Raw genomic sequence first — 18,093 nt, 5'->3', positions numbered from 1 at the left:
TATTCTATGGTTGGCGTTTTTCAGCGCTCCCCAATTAGTCTTTAGTCCAAATGTTGGTGGGGTTCTCTTGTCCTTTTAAATAGATTTCATGTTTGTTGAGGAATTGAAGTGCTTCTTCATAACACGCTCCTGAAATTGTCTGTAATGAGTCAGTACCGCTTTCACAAATAATGTAAAGTGCTTGATAGAGTTCTAAACCATAGATCGCATTAACATCTTTTAGCTTAGGGCTTGCAGCTACCAACCTCCTTAGAGAACATGCTACTTCAAAACCCATTTCCTTTTCTTTTTCCCTAAGGAAACTAACAAAAGAATTTCTCCAGTTATAGGAAAGTTTGGGGACTGGGTTAATCAGGAAATCAAAATCCAGGTGGAAGTCTGGGTATTTTTGGCTTAATTCGAATATGTCTTCCAACGATATAGATTTTAAGACTTCTTTGTCCTCTTTTACCCTAAAGGATACATATTCATTAGAGAAAGAGAAGCTATAGCCATAAATGGAATAGGTAAACTGTTCATTTTCAAATGAGTTGAAATTGAATTTACAAGCGCTGTATCTTGAAATAAGCATGGAGTGATAGCTGGGAGTTTTCATGGCATGTAATTTTTTGGATCGAGAGAAATGCCTGCTTCAGAGAAAATTGAATAAAATTCCTTTATGGATTTTTTACCGATTGACGTGATTTTCTCTAAACTTTTGGCTTTGGTGAAAGATAAATACTTAACCAATTGAGACAAGGTTAAGTCATAGGTTGAATGAGGGATTCCTAAGAATAATAGGCCATCATCATATCTGAATTTGTCAACTATCCAAAACAGCCTCAACACATATCCATTTTTACCTTTGTGTTTTAGAAAGTATTTGCATGAATCATCCCAATATGCTGAAAGGCTAGGGGGAGCTTCCACATCAAAGTAATTGATTTGGTTAAGTAAAACTATATCAACGGCAGCAGCTTTAAGCTCACTTAAATGATGACTTTCGATGAGCTTAATACCTTTCTTTGGAATCATTTTAATGCTGCATTTATAGTCTTGAATTAAAGATTCATCTAAGAAGAGCGATTTGTTGAATTCATAGTAATAGAAGAAATATCCGTTGTGGTATTTCTCCATTTTGAAAGAAATGTTTCTATGATGACTTTCAATGATTTGATACCAACTATTATCCATTTGTATCTTTGTTGATTGTTTTTTGCTCGAGTTTTTCATGATTGATGGTGCTTATGTTTCTAGACTAAGTTAGGAAGGTGCATTTCCAGATAAAAATTAATGGAATGAATTTTACTTTCATTTCCTAAATAAGGTCTGTGGGAAGCTTATTTAGGAAATGCTAGCAAATAATTGGTTGTTTATTTGGAAAAATCAACAATTATGATATGTTTGGGAGGTTGAGATCTGAGTTTTGGGTTTGTATTTTTTGGTTTGCAGTAGGTCCATTGAAAATGAAAAGCAATGAGTAAATATTTATGGGCGAAATCACTAAAAAAAGAGTTTGATCACCTGATTGATCTTAAAGAGAAGGATTATGAACTCCTTATTCCATATATCAAGATTCGTAGCTATAAAAGAGGGACAATCATTAGGGATGTAGGAGAGCTTGAGCCGTTTGCAAGGTATGTGAGCAAAGGATGGATTGCAAAAAAGTGGCCAGCTGATACAGGAAGGGACTACAGGGTAAGGGTTTTTGGGCCTGGTAAAATCGCTTCCGACATGAATGCGTTTTTTAGTGGTGAGAAATCCAACTTTTACATGAAAGCAATCACTTATGTGAATACATTTGAGCTCAAAAAAAATGTTGAAGATAATTTGTTGCAAAATCTACCCACATTTAAAGACTTAGCTAGTAAATTAGTCAGGATTTCCTTAGAAGATGCAGTTGCATGGCAGCGGTTGTCAGAACTTCCTTTGGATGAAGGTCTTAAGCAATTAAAATCCCATTATAGCGATGAAATGATGTACTTTTCCAACAAAGATTTGGCATATATTTTCAAAACTACCCAAACAAATATTGCCAATAGGAAAAAGGAGGTGTTTTAAAATCGCACTGATTTTTTTTTTGATTTCTTCAAACTGAAAGGACTATTACTATCTCTTTATTGGGTTGAAACATGATAAAGCTTAGGTTCTCGCCTTAGACATTTCAAGAAGGCTTTTGCGGCTTTGATCACAGCTTGATTGTCATAATTCATATCCTGATTTTATATCTTCTGCATAATGGCGCTCATATGTTCTTTTTGATGCAATAGGTAAAAAGGTATTTTCAAGACAATCTAGTGGCAGGAATAAAACTGTCCTAAAGCCATAAGGTAAAACCATACTTTTTGCTTAAAATCAACAGTTCACAAGATGCAAGTCAATTGCTTCGTGAAAACTGGGATGAAGATAACCTTGGGTTTATAGAGGAGTTCAAGGTGATGCTGGTAAGTAGGTGCAATAAAGTGATTGGGATCTGCAATATTGCTAAAGGAGGTACTAGCTCTGTAACAGTGGATTTGAAGTTCTTAATTGCAGTAGCGATTAAAGGGAACTGTGCTGGGTTGATAATTTCATATAAGCATACTTCTGTATAATTGAAAAACTCAGAATAGGGTAGGGGAAAAACAGCTAGGCTGAAAGAATCCTGCAAACGTTTTGACATAAGTCTGCTAGATCATATCATTCTGGCAGCAGAAAGCTACTGTTCATTTGCTGGTTGATATGAAGGCTCTTTTTGAATAATGGGAATTCAGGTCAGTCTATAAAAATTTGAATATTTCTATTATAGGATGTTCGTGGTTATGTTTAAATTATTTTGTTGATTATAAAATTCAAGGAATATAAACTTTGCTCACACTGAACCTCGGTCAATAAAATTGAAGACATTTCTTACAACGTCTGACTTTTTTCTTTTGATCATAAAAGCGGCAGTTTCACCCATAGCTTGAAAATTAGTGGACAACACGGTGATCCTTAATAGCTTTTTCAATGGGGAATCATTGTATGATATAATGCCAATATCCTTTCCGATTTCTAGGTCTTTATCTCTAGTTTGCTCAACAAGGCTTACCAGATCATTCTCTTCAATGGTGATGTAAGCATCTTTACTGTCAAACTCCATATCTGGGTAGATAGTCGATATTACTTCGAATGCTAAGTTATTGGTACGACAGAACTGCACGAATCCCATTTTTAATTCTTTTGGATAAGGGTATACGGCTTGGTCTGGATAGACAAATATTATTTTTTCATACTTCCTGAGTTTGTCTATGCCTTCTTCCAATGAGTCGTAAATGTCTGATTTGAAATCTTGGTAAATTGCGGCCACACCCTCTTGTAAGGAAGGGAGTAAATTGTCCATCAGTATCAATTTGTCTTTTGGGATTTCATTCAAAACAGTTATTACTCGCTGATCTGCATTCTGATGGTTATTATCTTTATCCTTGAAATGTGGCATTACAACATAGTAATCATATGCGGCCATGTTCTCTTGGATCAAATTACAGAGTAAGTTTGCATCACAATGGTATACTTTTAACTCGATGCTTGCATCACTTCCTAAGCTGCTAATAAAAGAGTTGTATATCTGAAGCTTGTAATTGCTGAGCTTATTGATCAAAAAAAGTACCCTTAGTTGTTTGTGCGAAACGTTTTTAGCAACGTAATATCCTTTTCCCTTTACTGAAACGATAATCTTTTTCTTCTTCAGTAAATTGTAAGCCTTCTCCACAGTATCTCTGGAAAGATACAGGTCTTCGCTGATTTCGTTAATAGATGGTATCTTTTCTCCAATGATATAAATGTCTTTCTCTATATTCTCAGTGATTGAATTGACGATCTGTTGATATTTTGGTACCCTGGAATCTGGGTCAATTCTGATTACATTTGAAGTCAAAATCATCTTGGGTATTTGTTAATTTGTGCAATCGATTACATTATGTAATTTTTCCAGAAAGAAGATATTTGTAATTTAATTTTTCATATGTTAATGCTTTTCTGAAATCGATTTATCGACGATATTCAATGAAAACATTTGTGAAACATGCATTTATAATACTTTTTGTTTTATACCTTACAGTATCACTTTCAATTATACTCAGGTTAATCTTTCTATGGACTTACATCTTAAATTATTTTAAAACTACTACTATATCTTGTTATTCCAAAGTGTAGCGCAATCGATTGTTCATAATTTTTAACTTTAAGGTTTTTTATTAAAATGTCGGGGAAGTACAGGATAGCTTACAGTTCTCTAGTCTCTAACTTGAAATTTCATTTCATCTAAAGCTTCTTAAAATTAAGCTTATTATACCTTATGTCAAAATACTCACTTGCAATATTGTCATTCATTGGAACCCTAGTTCTATTCTCTTGTAAAGATCCTGAGCCTACAGATTGGAAAGCAGGAATTCTTGTAGAGGAATTTATTTTTGAGCAAGCCCCATTTCCTTCTTGCCATTCAGCGACCATTGCAGAATCTTCAGAAGGTCTTGTCAGTGCGTGGTTTGGCGGTACCAACGAAAGGCATCCAGATGTTGGAATATGGTTGAGCCGCATGGAAAATGGATCTTGGACTTCTCCTGAAGAAGTCGCAAATGGACTGATCAATGATACTTTAAGATACCCAACATGGAACCCTGTGCTTTTTCAAGTTCCCCAAGGTGATTTGTTATTGTTCTATAAAGTTGGGCCTAAGCCTTCGGAATGGTGGGGAATGCTGATGCGCTCCAAAGATGCTGGAAAAACTTGGTCTCAACCTGAGGCGCTTCCAGAAGGTATCCTTGGACCTGTCAAAAATAAACCTCTCCTCTTAGGCAATGGCCTTTTAATGAGCGCAAGTAGTACAGAAGGTAATGGATGGAGGGTTCATTTTGAAGTTTCTGATGACTTAGGGTATACATGGAAGAAAATAGGGCCTATAGATAAAGGGCCAGATGATATCAATGCCATACAACCAAGTGTTTTGGACCATGGAAATGGGAAGTTGCAAATCCTTTGCAGAACCAAAAGCAGAAGAGTTGCCACTGCTTGGTCAGAAGATTATGGAGAGACATGGTCAGCTTTGGAATTGACTTCTCTTCCAAACAATAACTCTGGTACGGATGCAGTGACCTTGAAAGATGGCAATCACCTCCTCATTTATAATCACGTCTTGCCTCCAGGTGAAGAGGCTAAGGGACCTAGAACACCTTTAAATATTTCTCATTCCGCAGATGGGGTTGATTGGAAAGCATCTTTGATATTGGAAGATTCTAATATCAGTCAGTATTCTTACCCAGCGATCATTCAAAGTGAAGATGGCTTTGTTCATGCTGTATATACCTGGAGAAGAGAGAAGATCAAGTATGTAAAAATAGATCCAACCAAAATCAATAAAGAAAAAATTGATGGGTTGGATTGGCCTGGCGTCGAAAGGAAACAATATGATGAACCCCTGATTCATGAAGAAGATTAAGAAATCAAACCCAGAAATACCAATGAGTAAGCTGTCATCCCAACACGAAAGAAGAGATTTTTTAAAACGGTTTTGTCTTCTAGGGGTGGCAGCTTACTTCAACCCTTTGTTTATAACCAGAAATAATGCGAAGCAATCTATCAAGAATGAACAGTATAAAATCGCTGTGTGTGACTGGATGATACTCAAAAGGCAAAAGTTAAGTGCTTTTTCCTTGGCGAATGAAATCCAGGCCGATGGGATCCAGTTAGATATGGGTGGACTTGGCTCGAGGGATACTTTTGATTCCAAGCTCCATGATCCTTCGCAAGTAAAGTTGTTTTTAGAAGAGTCCAAAAATCAAAATGTAGAAATTTCATCTATAGCAATGTCTGGTTTTTATGGTCAATCCTTTGCTAACCGACCTACTGTACCTCAAATGATAGATGATACCCTAAGTACAATGCAAAGCATGCATGTGGATATCGCTTATTTGCCTTTGGGTATTGATGCTGACTTTACCAAATCACCAGACCTCAGAGAGAAAGTTATCAGCAGGTTGAAAGAAGCGGGAGCAAAGGCCGAAAAGTTGGATAAAATTATTGCCGTAGAGACTTCCTTAGAGGCCAGTGAAGAGCTTAAGTTCTTAAGTGAGGTTGGAAGTAAAGCCGTGAAGAGTAGTTTCAACTTTGCTCATGCGATCAAAAGGGGGACGGATATTTCTCAAGAATTGAAGATTCTCGGAAAAGATAATTTAGCGCAAATCCATTGCTCAGACACAGATGGAGTTTGGATTGAAAACAACCCTAAGCTACCCATGACAGAAATTAAACAAACCCTAGATGAAATGGGGTGGTCTGGTTGGTTGATCATAGAGCGCTCTCGTGATGTCTCAGATGTAAGAAATGTTAAGAGAAATTACGGGGCAAATGTAAAATATTTGAAATCTATCTTTCAAAGCTAAAACCAGAGAAAACTTCAAACCCATAACCTTTAAGTCTATATCATGAAAACCCATATAATCTATCTGCTTTTAGTAATTACCTTATTTTCATGCAATACTAGAAGCGAAATCACCCTAATACTTGACAAGAGTTTAGACGCAAGGGCCTCCTTTGGTGTCGAGAAGCTCAAAGAAGCCTTAGAAGAAGCGAATTATGAGGTAAATGTTCTGACTGAGTTTGATAAGGATAAGTCGAAAAACCAAATAATCATCGGTAATTGGCAAGATGAATTGGTTCTTGAAGCGCTCAGAACGCTAGCTTTTGAGGAAGGAGATGCTGGAGCGTTGGGTAAAGAAGGTTTCTCATTATATGGGAATGGAGAACAATTGATGGTTCGAGGCAAAGACAGTTCAGGTACCTTATATGGATTGTTGGCATTGAAAGATCAGCTTCTTGAGGAAGGTGTGATTGATTTTGATACCAACTACTCAGACCAACCAGAAATGGTTCTTCGAGGAGGAGTCATTGGGGTTCAGAAGATGGAGTATTTGCCTGGGCGAAAAGTCTACGAGTATCCATACACAGAGGAGAATTTCCCATGGTTTTATGATAAAGCTCATTGGATCGCTTACCTTGATATGCTGGTGGAGAATAGGATGAACTCTTTATATCTCTGGAACGGACACCCATTTGCTTCCTTGGTCAAGCTTGAGGATTATCCCTATGCCGTCGAAGTGGATGAAGCTACTTTTCAGAAGAATGAAGAAATGTTTAAGTTTCTTACTGAAGAAGCAGATAAACGTGGGATATGGGTCATTCAGATGTTCTACAATATCATCGTTTCCAAACCATTTGCTGAACATCACAACATTGCCACCCAAGATAGAAACAGGCCTATTACACCGTTACTAGCTGATTATACTAGGAAGTCAATCGCTGCATTTATAGAAAAATATCCTAATGTTGGGCTTCTGGTGGCACTGGGAGAAGCTATGCAAGGGGAGGAAAATGACATAGAATGGTTTACTGAGACGGTCATCCCAGGAGTGAAGGATGGACTTCAAGCCATAGGGTTGTCTGAAGAACCACCAATAATTTTACGTGCACATGATACGAATGCCCCACTTGTAATGGAAAATGCGCTTCCGATTTACAAGAACTTATATACCATGCACAAGTACAATGGAGAGTCCTTGACTACTTATGAGCCACGGGGACCATGGTCACAGATTCACAAGGACCTCAGCCAAGCTGGATCTATTCATATTTCAAACGTGCATATTCTGGCAAACCTTGAACCCTTTAGGTATGGCTCTCCAGATTTTATTCAAAAAAGTGTAAAAGCCATGCATGAAGTTCATGGGGCTAATGCACTACACTTGTATCCACAAGCCTCTTACTGGGATTGGCCATACACAGCAGACAAGACAGCGGAAAGGTTAAATCAAATAGATAGAGATTGGATATGGTATGAGGCTTGGGCAAGGTATGCTTGGAACCATCAGCGTGATAGAGACGAAGAAATAGCGTATTGGAGCAAAAAAATAGGGGATAAGTATGGTGATAAGCAAGCGGGAAAATATATTCTTGATGCATATGAAGAGACAGGAGAGATAGCGCCTAAGTTGTTGCGCAGATTTGGCATTACAGAAGGGAATAGGCAGACTTTACTTCTTGGGATGTTTGGTAGCCAATTGGTCAACCCTTACAAATGGAGGGTTTACCCGGGGTTTTATGAGTCTTGCGGACCTGAAGGAGAAATACTGATAGAATATGCCAGAAAGGAATGGGAAAATGAAGATCATGTAGGTGAGACTCCTACCCAAATCATCCAGGAAGTTAAACGCCATGGCGCCAAAGCGGTAGAGGCGATCGAAAATGCGATTCCTTCTGTGACTAAGGATATAGAGGAGTTTGAAAGACTTAAAAATGATATTTATTGTTATCAAGCATTTGCTGACTTTTTTCATGACAAGGTTGAAGCCTCTCTCCATGTATTGAGGTATAGCTATTCAAAAAATATTGAAGATTTGAAACATGCAGTAGCTCCGCTAGAACAAAGTGTTGCCCATTTTGAAAGATTAGTGGAGTTGACTAAAGATACCTACTTGTATGCTAATAGTATGCAGACCGCTCAACGTAGAATTCCAATAGGTGGGGATGATGGCAAACATATCACTTGGGAAGAAATGCTGCCTCATTATCAAAATGAGCTCAGGAACCTCAAAAGGAACATTGCTCAACTAGAAAGTAATGAAAAGCCTGATCAAGTAAAGGAAGAGATTAAACCTTGGAACAATGTGAATGTTGACTGGGAGAATTCCCTGGGGAAGAAGGTTAATTTGAAAGCAGGAATTAACCTCAGTAAATCCTCCTCAATGGTAGTTAAAAGAGTAGCCGATGAATTGGAAAGTTTTGAGGGATTTGTTCTTGATGATAAACAACAGATTGAAGATGGTACAAGCTTAAAGTTCAAAGCAGATAAACCAGTCAAGCTTGTCGTTGGGTATTTCAATACCGACCAAAAAGGATACCTGTCCCCACCAACTTTAGAGACTGATGCCGCTGGGAATGACCGTGGCCAGGCTGAACCTGTGATTTTAAATGCTATAGAATTAGAAAACTTACCTCGTGTAAATCTTCATACCTATAGTTTTGAAGCTGGTAACCATGAGCTTAACCTTGGGAAAGGTAAAGTTCTAATTTTAGGCTTTGTAGATGGCGCAACTCCAATAAACCCTAGGGATGCGGGACTTATAGATCCTTCCGAAAAAGTTTCAGTCGATTGGGTTTTTTATTGATGGAGGAAAGAGTTTACATATAAGCTAAACTTTATCAGGTGCATTGATAATTGTGAAGTTTTAGATAGTTCAAGTTAAACCCATAAACCATACTTATAGCCAATATCATGTTGAGATTATTCCATAGGGTTTTTATCAAATCAATTTTTTTTATACTCTGTTTAACGTACTCAGCTTTTGCTCAGGAAGTTCGGAAAGCTGCGGACCTGAATGGAGGATGGAGAAGTGTGGCCACGGGTTTGGTAGAAATCAATGAAGATGGGTTCGAGGAGGTGGATTTTGATGATAGTCAATGGAAGGCCGTGACTGTTCCGCATAATTGGGATCAGTATGAAGGGTATCGAAGGATGAAACATGGCAATAAGCATGGTTTTGCATGGTATAGAAAAACTTTCGAAGTAGATATCAAGGATCAATCAAAGCAACATTTTTTGTTCTTTGAGGGAGTAGGTTCATATGCTACGGTTTGGGTCAATGGCATTAAGGTGGGCGAACATGCAGGAGGAAGAACAACATTTACATTAAATATTTCTGATGCAATTTTGTTTGGCAAAGAAAATACCTTAGCCGTAAAAGCAGATCATCCAGCCATGATTGCAGATCTTCCCTGGGTATGTGGTGGCTGTTCTGGAGAATGGGGCTTTTCAGAAGGCTCACAACCTTTGGGGATTTTTAGGCCCGTTACTTTGGTAGTTACAGCTCCAGTAAGGATAGAACCTTTTGGTGTGCATGTTTGGAATGATCCAAGCACAGATAAAGAGAAGGCCAAGCTCCATATCCACACGGAATTAAAAAACTATGGAGATAAACCAGTCACCTATTCTTTAGTCAATACGCTTATTGATGATCAAGGAAAGCAAGTAAAAAAAACGGAATCTAAAGTAAACCTGAAAAAAGGCGAATTACGGACGTTTAAACAGGAGCTTCCAGAAATAGCAAGCCCTAAACTTTGGTCTCCTGAGAATCCTTACATGTATAAAGTGGTGACAGCGATCAAGCACAAAGGCAAAATCATCGATGAAATGGAAACACCTTATGGCATCAGGTGGATCAGCTGGCCCATAGGAAGGGAAGGAGATGATAACAGGTTCTTTATCAATGATGAGCCAGTATTTATCAATGGAACTTGTGAGTATGAGCATTTGATTGGCAACAGCCATGCTTTTTCTGAGCAACAGGTGCGCTCTAGGGTGGATCAAATAGTAGCAGCAGGGTTCAATGCATTTAGGGATGCTCACCAACCGCATCACTTGAAGTATCACGAAGAATGGGACAGGAGAGGGGTTCTGTTTTGGACTCAATTCTCTGCTCACATATGGTATGATACTCCTGCATTTAGAGAGAATTTCAAGACACTCTTGCGTGAATGGGTGAAGGAAAGGAGAAATAGTCCCTCTGTGATTCTTTGGGGACTCCAGAATGAAAGCACCATCCCCAAAGCATTTGCTGAAGAATGTACTGAAATTATAAGAGAAATGGATCCAACTACCTCTTCTCAAAGACTAGTCACCACTTGCAATGGTGGAGAAGGAACTGATTGGAACGTGGTACAGAACTGGTCTGGAACCTATGGAGGTGATCCAGAGAAATATGGAGAAGAATTGAGTAGACAGATCCTAAATGGAGAATATGGCGCTTGGAGAAGCTTGGATTTGCACACCAGTGGCCCTTTTGACCAAAATGGGATATACAGTGAAGATCGGTTTTATCAACTCATGCAGTCGAAGATTCGCTTGGCAGAGGAACACAAAGACCACCTCGCTGGTCAGTTTCAATGGCTCTACAACTCCCATGAAAATCCAGGGCGAATTCAAAATGGTGAAGGCTTTAGAGATATTGATCGTGTTGGACCCGTCAACTACAAAGGCTTGGTGACGCCATGGGAGGAGCCTTTGGATGCTTATTTTATGTATAGGGCTTCCTATGCCTCCAAGTATTCAGATCCTATGGTGTATATCGTTTCACATACCTGGCCTGATCGCTGGCATACGCCAGGGGTAAAAGATAGCCTCATTGTTTTTTCTAATTGTGATGAGGTTGAACTTTTCAATGACCTGGACGGTGAAAGCTTAGGCAAAAAAGAGCATCCGGGCTTAGGAAAGAACTTTCAGTGGGATCAAATAAATATCCAGTACAATGTGCTATTAGCCAAGGGCTATGTTGATGGGGAGCTCGTGGCTGAAGATGTAATTGTACTAAATCACCTTCCTGAATCTCCAAATTTTGAGTCCTTCTATCATAATGACAAACTGATTTTGGGTGCTGAGCCTGGGTTCAATTATCTATATAGGGTCAATTGTGGTGGGCCGGACTTTACAGATAGCTTTGGGCATTTATGGCAGGCAGATGTACCCTTGAGTGGAGAGAACTCCTGGGGATCGGTATCTTGGACAGCTGATTTTGATGATTTACCTCCTTTTTATGCAAGTCAGAGGAGAACATTTGATCCTATCCAAGGTACTAGAGATTGGGGCTTGTTTCAAACTTTTAGGTTTGGAAGGGATAAGCTGAAGTATAAATTTCCTGTTGAAAGCGGCACTTATTGGATAACGTTTTACTTTGTTGAGCCATGGTATGGTACAGGTGGTAGCATGGATTCAAAAAGCTGGCGGGTGTTTGATGTTGGGGTAAATGGGAAGACAGTGTTGAAAGATTTAGATATTTTTTCAGAATTAGGGCATGATCATGCTTTGAAAAAAACGGTCAAAGTAGAAGTTACTTCAGGAGAAATAGTGATTGATTTTACAGGCGTGCAATCTGGTCAAGCGGTCATTTCTGGAATTGCCATTGCTTCGGACGATCCGAATAAAAAACCATCCGAGGCTTCGAGCAAAACGATGCATTCTTTAAAATCAAGCGTCAATTCAGAGAATTTGTTGAAAATTAATTCATGGCTTGACACTGGTCAACCTCAATACATGGATAAGGAAGTAGCCTTTGCAAGCCTACCCTATGAGCTATTTGGGGCCGATTGGCTTCAATGCGCTCAAAGTTTGGGAGAGGAAGCTTTTGAAGGAAGTTTTGAAGTGTTGAAAGATAGTAAGGTTTATGTTTTGATAGATTCAATGAGCAAGGAATTTCCAGACTGGCTGACAGGATATGAAGAGACTGAAAGTATGGCTTCAAATGGTGAAGGAGCTGTTTTCAAAGTTTTGGTAAGAAATTTCAAAGCTGGAGAACCTGTTGATTTCGGTTCTATCATGGGAACTTGTGCAGCGCATATGTACAGTATAGTTACTGTGCCTGATTATCAAATGGGTGAGGGAGAAGAGGCTAGACCCATCAACTTATTCCAAGCGCAAGAGACCATGATCGAAGGGGAAGGTTTTATTGAAGCCAATTTTAGAAATGAAGAACATATCGAAATCACAGATGATGCTGAATTTAGTATGGCAGTAAAAGTTTACCCTGGGCTAGCAGGTACTTATTTGATTCGTTATCGCTATATGAATGTGAGTGATAAGCCGATTTCGGTAAATTTCAGAATAGAAGCTGCCAACGGCACAGTCATGCGAGACGATACCCTTACTTTTCCTGTAGCAGATGAAAAGTGGCGCGTGCTTAATACCACATCAGGCTCAAGTATCAACGCTGGAGACTACAAAATCATACTATCAGGTGAGGGCATGAAAGGTTTGAAAATAGCGTCAATTGAATTTCAATAAACACCAATAACTCCAAATAGACATTTCAATAAATTGATTACCATGAAAAATATCAGGAAGCAATTTTTGTACACCCTTATGATGATAAGTTATGGCTTATTTTCAGCGTGTAGTACACAGGAAAATCCACGAGAAGTGATAGACTTTAATTTGGATTGGAAATTTAGCTTGGGGGATTTTCCTGAGGCAACAGAACCTGATTTTGATGATACAGCTTGGAGAAGTTTAGAACTTCCACATGATTGGAGTATTGAAGGTTCATTCAGTGAGCAGCACCCCACCACGCCTGAAGGAGGAGCATTGCCTGCTGGAAAGGGATGGTATAGAAAAGCTTTTACAGTCCCGAAGACTTACGAGCAGAAAGAGGTTTGGATTGAATTTGATGGTGTTTATAGCAATAGCGAAGTTTGGATCAATGGGCATTACCTGGGTAAAAGGCCTAACGGTTATATTGGATTCAAATACGATTTGTCACCTTATTTGACCTATGGGGACAGTACAAATTTGATTGCGGTAAAAGTCGATAATGAAGATCAACCCAATTCAAGGTGGTATACTGGCTCGGGGATCTATAGGAATGTTCGTATGGTGGCAGCCAATAAGTTGCATGTCGATCACTGGGGTACTTTTGTTACCACTCCAGAGATCAATGATCAGCATGCCAAGGTTTCCTTAGCAGTCCAGTTAAAGAATGCTTCTGTTGCAGAAGAAGAGTATACCTTAGTATCCATTATACTGAATAGCGAAGAGAAGGAAGTAGCCAGGCAGGAGTCCTCAGGTCAAGTTAAAGCAGGTCAGGTTGAGCAAGTGGAACACAGTCTGGAAGTTGAAAATGCAAAGCTTTGGCGTGTTGAGGATCCATATTTATACACTGTGATTTCAGAAGTATATCAAAATGGGAAGAAGAAGGATGTATACAGCACACCTTTAGGAATTAGGTATTTTGAATTTGATCCTGAAAAGGGATTTTCACTGAATGGTGTTCAAAAGAAGATTTTAGGCGTTTGTTTGCACCACGATTTAGGTGCTTTGGGAGCAGCGGTCAACAAGAGGGCTATTCAAAGACAATTGGAAATATTAAAAGAAATGGGGGTTAATGCCATCAGAACAGCCCATAATCCACCTGCTTCTGAGCTTTTGGAACTATGTGATGAGATGGGGTTTATTGTTCAAGATGAAGCTTTTGATGTTTGGAAGAAAAGAAAAGCCAAAGAAGATTATCATAAGGATTGGGATGAATGGCACCAGAGGGATCTACAGGATATGATCAAAAGAGATAGAAACCATCCTTCTATCATGATGTGGAGCATAGGCAACGAGATCAGGGAACAATTTGATAGTACTGGACTTGTGATTACCAGGGCATTGGCAAACATCGTAAAAGAGCTAGATACCACAAGACCGGTTACGGCAGCTTTGACGGAAAACGAACCTGAAAAGAATTTTATCTATCAATCTGGAGCCTTGGATCTTTTGGGGTTCAATTACAAGCATGAGGCATACAGCGATTTTCCTGAAACTTATCCTGGAGAGTCCATTATAGCCAGTGAGAGCATGTCTGCTTTGGCAACACGAGGATTTTATCAAATGCCATCAGACTCTGTGATGAGATGGCCCATAGCACACGATATTCCGTTGGTGACTGGGAATGATGAGTTTTCAGTCTCAGCTTATGATCATGTCTCAGCATACTGGGGAAGTACACATGAGGAAACATGGAAAACGATCAAAGCCCTCGATCACATGGCAGGGTTGTTTGTATGGACAGGTTTTGACTATTTAGGTGAACCGATTCCGTATCCATATCCTGCCAGGAGTTCCTATTTTGGGATTGTCGATTTGGCTGGATTTCCTAAAGATGCTTACTACATGTATCAGAGTGAATGGACAGACAAGCCTGTATTACATATTTATCCACACTGGAACTGGCAGGATGGTGAATTGGTGGATGTTTGGGCCTATTATAGCCAGGCAGATGAAGTGGAATTGTTCTTGAATGGCAAATCAATTGGCGTAGAGAAAAAGCGGGGAGATGATCTCCATGTGATGTGGCGAGTGCCATATCAAAAAGGTACACTGAAAGCAGTCAGTAAAAAAGATGGAAAGGTTGTATTAGAAAAAGAGATTCATACCGCAGCAGAGGCCTATCAAATACAAACAGTAGCAGACCGCAACGAGTTAAGTGCAGATGGCAAAGACCTTTCATTCATTACTGTAGAGGTCAAAGACCAAGAAGGTAACCTTGTACCCTATGCGGATCACTTGATTGAATTTGAAATCACAGGTCCTGGGAGAATCGTCGGAGTTGATAATGGTTATCAAGCAAGTTTAGAATCTTTTAAAGCACCATTTAGAAAAGCATTTCATGGCAAATGTCTTGTGATAATCCAATCTGAAAGGACATCAGGAGCAATACACCTTGTAGCAAAAAGTGAGGGATTGAAGTCCGGTGATGTCACATTGAAGGTGAATTAAATATATGATTTGGGATTTAAAGTTTCGTAACCTTAAATAATAGTTTAATAAGTTGTGGTGTAGGGAAACTCAAATCTCAAAATGAAACCATTATTGCATGATGATAAATCAATTCAAAAAACACAATGAAGCTTTAATGAATAGGATATGAAAAATACATTTAGCGTAATATTCTTGAGCTCCATGCTAATAATGAAAAGTTATGGTCAAGTTTCGACAGTTTGGGTTTCTGATCAAGGTGATGACACATTCATAAACCCAGTACTGCACGCTGACTACTCAGATCCAGATGTGGTCAGGGTAGGTGAAGATTTTTATATGACAGCTTCTTCATTCAATGCCGTACCAGGATTGCCTGTTTTACACTCCAAGGATTTGGTTAATTGGGAATTGATAGGTCATGCATTGCAAAGACAAGTGCCAGTTGATCACTTTAGTGTGCCAAGACATGGCGATGGCGTTTGGGCACCTGCTATCAGGCACCATGAAGGTATGTATTATATCTTTTGGGGAGATCCTGATTTTGGGATTTATATGGTCAAATCAAAAAACCCTATTGGTCCATGGGATGAGCCTGTACTTGTGGAGTCAGGTAAAGGGCTCATAGACGCATGTCCCCTGTGGGATGAGGATGGGAATGCCTATCTCGTACATGCTTACGCAGGAAGTCGCGCTGGAATCAAAAGTATACTGGTGGTAAAGCCGATGAGTCCTGATGGTACAAAAGTGACTGGTACGGGAAGGTTGGTTTTTGATGGTCATCCAAACCATCCTACAGTAGAAGGTAGTAAATTTTACAAAAGAAATGGTTACTATTATATTTTTGCTCCAGCAGGTGGGGTAAGTACTGGATGGCAACTAGTCCTTAGGTCTAAAAATCCCTATGGTCCATATGAAGAAAGGGTAGTTATGGATCAAGGAGGTACTGATATTAATGGTCCTCATCAAGGGGCTTGGATCTCACTCGAAAACAATGAAGATTGGTTTATGCACTTTCAAGATAAAGATGCTTATGGTAGAATTTTGCACTTACAGCCTCTGGTATGGAAGAATGATTGGCCTATTATAGGAGAATTTTCTGGTGATGAAACCAAAGGGGAGCCGGTCATGCAAACGACTAAACCGAATGTAGGAAAAGTCTATCCCATGGCTACACCTGCGGATTCTGATGAATTTGATGGCATCGAGCTAGGCTTACAGTGGCAGTGGCACGCTAATCCTAAAGCTACTTGGGCATTCATTGACTCTGGAAATTCGCAACTTACTTTGTTTACAGCAAAACCAGAGAACGAAGCACGTAATTTATGGGATGTACCCCAACTACTACTACAAAAGTTTCCTGCTGAAGAATTTACTGTGACCACGAAATTGGCTTTTTATCCTAATGAAAAGCTAGAAAATGAGCGTGTAGGCCTCGTAGTAATGGGCATGAGTTATGCCAATCTATTTTTGAATAGTAGCCCTGATGGCATTTACTTGATTTATGGTAGTTGTGAGCAGGCTATAAACGGTAAACCTGAAGTAATGGAAGAGTTGAGGAAAATTAAAGGCAATGATGTCTATTTACGTGTGAAAGTTTCTAAAGGTGGATTATGTGTTTTTAGCTATAGTGAAGATGGAAGTGATTTTCAAGAAGTTCATACAGCATTCAAAGCTGAGCCAGGAAAATGGATTGGAGCGAAGGTTGGATTGTATGCTCTTAGGGACTCACAAATAAATGATAGTGGATTTGCTAGGGTTGACTTTTTTAGATTTGAAAAATAGGGTTTGAAAGTAAAGTGATACAATCAATGATAAATTTGACTGGGATATTTAATGGAAAAATGTACCAGTATCACTTCTTTACATCTTTAAGAACTATTGCATGAATTTGCTTATGGAAATTAGCAGGGCTTAGTCCAGTTCGATTTGAAAAATAGGTAGTGAAGTGCTGTAAGGAAGAAAAGCCGCATTCATAGGCCAGGTTTGTCAGGTTTACATTCCTTTCCTTTTTCAGGACTTCTTTTGCATAAGCAATTCTCAAATGAATGATGAAACTATTGGGTGGGTACCCCGTGAGCTTCTTTACCATTGCCGTAAATTTGGTCTTTCCCATACCAAACTTCATTGCAAGATCCTCTACTGGCCATTTCTTTGAAAAATCCTTACAGATTTCATTGGATAACTGTGAGATAAGAAACCCCTCTTGGGCGATTTTCTGTTGTCTTGTGCTCAGTTGTCTGTTTAAAGCAATCAAAAAATTTTCAAGTAAATTTCTGATGACAATTTTGTATCCAGCACCTTGAGTGCGAAGCTCCTCAGAAATTCTTTTGAAATACCTACTCAGCACTTTTACATTTCTAATAACTATACCGTTTTCTATGGCAATCAATTCTCCGAGGTTTCCTTGAATCGCTTTTGAACTCTTGAACAAAGGACCAAAATCCAAACTTACTTTTTGACTATAATTTTCAGGTTTTAAGATGATCCAGCTTATATGTCCCATATCCATCTTACCCGCAGGACTTCCATTTAGTTGCCATGGAGCTGTAATTGAGAGATCACCAGGATATAGAAATACAGGATTCCCATTGATAGTCCATTCATACCTTCCGCTTTCGACATAATGGATTTCAATACCATCATTTAAATGTGGCTTCATATTCTCGTCCATCCTGACCTTTGAAAATTTCATGTCTCCAAATTGGCTGATATAGGGGAAATGTATCAAGGGACCTGGTGCTTGGGGATGTAGCCAAATACCTTTTTCTATTGAATCGGCTTTTTTCATGTTAATACTTGAATGTTGGTGATTA

Annotated in this window: 11 protein-coding genes and 1 pseudogene; 8 read left to right on the top strand and 4 right to left on the bottom strand. The window is 39.1% G+C overall.

Annotation, left to right across the window (positions count from 1 at the left end; all coding sequences use genetic code 11):
* Window positions 1-34: 34 nt before the first annotated feature.
* Together MM239_RS01880 and MM239_RS01875 are read right to left on the bottom strand one after the other, a co-directional pair.
* On the bottom strand, window positions 35-595 hold the full coding sequence (locus tag MM239_RS01880; RefSeq protein ID WP_241346125.1) for a hypothetical protein: 561 nt from the start codon (window positions 593-595) through the stop codon (window positions 35-37).
* On the bottom strand, window positions 592-1,173 hold the full coding sequence (locus MM239_RS01875; protein ID WP_241346123.1) for a hypothetical protein: 582 nt from the start codon (window positions 1,171-1,173) through the stop codon (window positions 592-594). The genes MM239_RS01880 and MM239_RS01875 overlap by 4 nt, the downstream gene beginning before the upstream one ends.
* A 282-nt stretch (window positions 1,174-1,455) precedes the next feature.
* Here MM239_RS01875 and MM239_RS01870 point away from each other — a divergent pair, with 282 nt between their 5' ends.
* Window positions 1,456-2,040, top strand: coding sequence for a cyclic nucleotide-binding domain-containing protein (locus tag MM239_RS01870; RefSeq protein WP_241346121.1), 585 nt, complete (start codon window positions 1,456-1,458; stop codon window positions 2,038-2,040).
* Window positions 2,041-2,324: 284 nt separating this feature from the next.
* A pseudogene (locus MM239_RS01865) lies at window positions 2,325-2,699 on the top strand (JAB domain-containing protein).
* A 131-nt stretch (window positions 2,700-2,830) separates the two neighbouring features.
* Here MM239_RS01865 and MM239_RS01860 read toward each other — a convergent pair.
* Complete coding sequence (locus tag MM239_RS01860; RefSeq protein ID WP_241346119.1) at window positions 2,831-3,880, bottom strand: GntR family transcriptional regulator; 1,050 nt, start codon at window positions 3,878-3,880, stop codon at window positions 2,831-2,833.
* Between the two features lie 414 nt (window positions 3,881-4,294).
* On the opposite strand from MM239_RS01860, the gene MM239_RS01855 reads away from it, so the two are divergent.
* From MM239_RS01855 to MM239_RS01830, 6 genes are all read left to right on the top strand, one after another.
* A complete protein-coding gene (locus MM239_RS01855; RefSeq protein ID WP_241346117.1) occupies window positions 4,295-5,434 on the top strand; it encodes a sialidase family protein in 1,140 nt (379 codons plus the stop codon).
* A complete protein-coding gene (locus MM239_RS01850; protein ID WP_241346115.1) occupies window positions 5,421-6,377 on the top strand; it encodes a sugar phosphate isomerase/epimerase family protein in 957 nt (318 codons plus the stop codon). The genes MM239_RS01855 and MM239_RS01850 overlap by 14 nt, the downstream gene beginning before the upstream one ends.
* Before the next feature lie 42 nt (window positions 6,378-6,419).
* Window positions 6,420-9,158 carry an alpha-d-galacturonidase gene (locus MM239_RS01845; protein ID WP_241346114.1) on the top strand — a complete coding sequence of 913 codons (2,739 nt, stop codon included), beginning with the start codon at window positions 6,420-6,422 and terminating at the stop codon, window positions 9,156-9,158.
* Between the two features lie 107 nt (window positions 9,159-9,265).
* Window positions 9,266-12,823, top strand: coding sequence for a malectin domain-containing carbohydrate-binding protein (locus MM239_RS01840; protein WP_241346112.1), 3,558 nt, complete (start codon window positions 9,266-9,268; stop codon window positions 12,821-12,823).
* A 42-nt stretch (window positions 12,824-12,865) separates the two neighbouring features.
* Window positions 12,866-15,298: a beta-galactosidase GalB gene (gene galB, locus MM239_RS01835; RefSeq protein WP_241346110.1), complete on the top strand. Its 2,433-nt coding sequence runs from the start codon at window positions 12,866-12,868 to the stop codon at window positions 15,296-15,298.
* A 147-nt stretch (window positions 15,299-15,445) separates the two neighbouring features.
* A complete protein-coding gene (locus MM239_RS01830) occupies window positions 15,446-17,062 on the top strand; it encodes a glycoside hydrolase family 43 protein (RefSeq protein ID WP_241346107.1) in 1,617 nt (538 codons plus the stop codon).
* 70 nt (window positions 17,063-17,132) lie between these two features.
* Here the strand turns inward: MM239_RS01830 and MM239_RS01825 are convergent, their stop codons facing one another.
* A complete protein-coding gene (locus MM239_RS01825) occupies window positions 17,133-18,068 on the bottom strand; it encodes a helix-turn-helix domain-containing protein (protein ID WP_241346106.1) in 936 nt (311 codons plus the stop codon).
* Window positions 18,069-18,093: the final 25 nt, after the last annotated feature.

It is taken from the genome of Belliella filtrata (genome assembly GCF_022549775.1).
GTDB classification, from domain to species: Bacteria; Bacteroidota; Bacteroidia; order Cytophagales; family Cyclobacteriaceae; genus Belliella; species Belliella filtrata.
Note: the sequence above shows the minus strand (reverse complement) of the source record. Positions and strands in the feature narration are given on the sequence as shown.

Bases quoted from the DNA above. Each gene is read 5' to 3' on its own strand.
- MM239_RS01855 (WP_241346117.1), top strand. From the start codon at position 4,295: ATGTCAAAATACTCACTTGCAATATTGTCATTCATTGGAACCCTAGTT.
- MM239_RS01850 (WP_241346115.1), top strand. From the start codon at position 5,421: ATGAAGAAGATTAAGAAATCAAACCCAGAAATACCAATGAGTAAGCTG.
- MM239_RS01870 (WP_241346121.1), top strand. From the start codon at position 1,456: ATGAGTAAATATTTATGGGCGAAATCACTAAAAAAAGAGTTTGATCAC.
- MM239_RS01825 (WP_241346106.1), bottom strand. From the start codon at position 18,068: ATGAAAAAAGCCGATTCAATAGAAAAAGGTATTTGGCTACATCCCCAA.
- MM239_RS01860 (WP_241346119.1), bottom strand. From the start codon at position 3,880: ATGATTTTGACTTCAAATGTAATCAGAATTGACCCAGATTCCAGGGTA.
- MM239_RS01845 (WP_241346114.1), top strand. From the start codon at position 6,420: ATGAAAACCCATATAATCTATCTGCTTTTAGTAATTACCTTATTTTCA.
- MM239_RS01880 (WP_241346125.1), bottom strand. From the start codon at position 595: ATGAAAACTCCCAGCTATCACTCCATGCTTATTTCAAGATACAGCGCT.
- galB (WP_241346110.1), top strand. From the start codon at position 12,866: ATGAAAAATATCAGGAAGCAATTTTTGTACACCCTTATGATGATAAGT.
- MM239_RS01840 (WP_241346112.1), top strand. From the start codon at position 9,266: ATGTTGAGATTATTCCATAGGGTTTTTATCAAATCAATTTTTTTTATA.
- MM239_RS01830 (WP_241346107.1), top strand. From the start codon at position 15,446: ATGAAAAATACATTTAGCGTAATATTCTTGAGCTCCATGCTAATAATG.
- MM239_RS01875 (WP_241346123.1), bottom strand. From the start codon at position 1,173: ATGGATAATAGTTGGTATCAAATCATTGAAAGTCATCATAGAAACATT.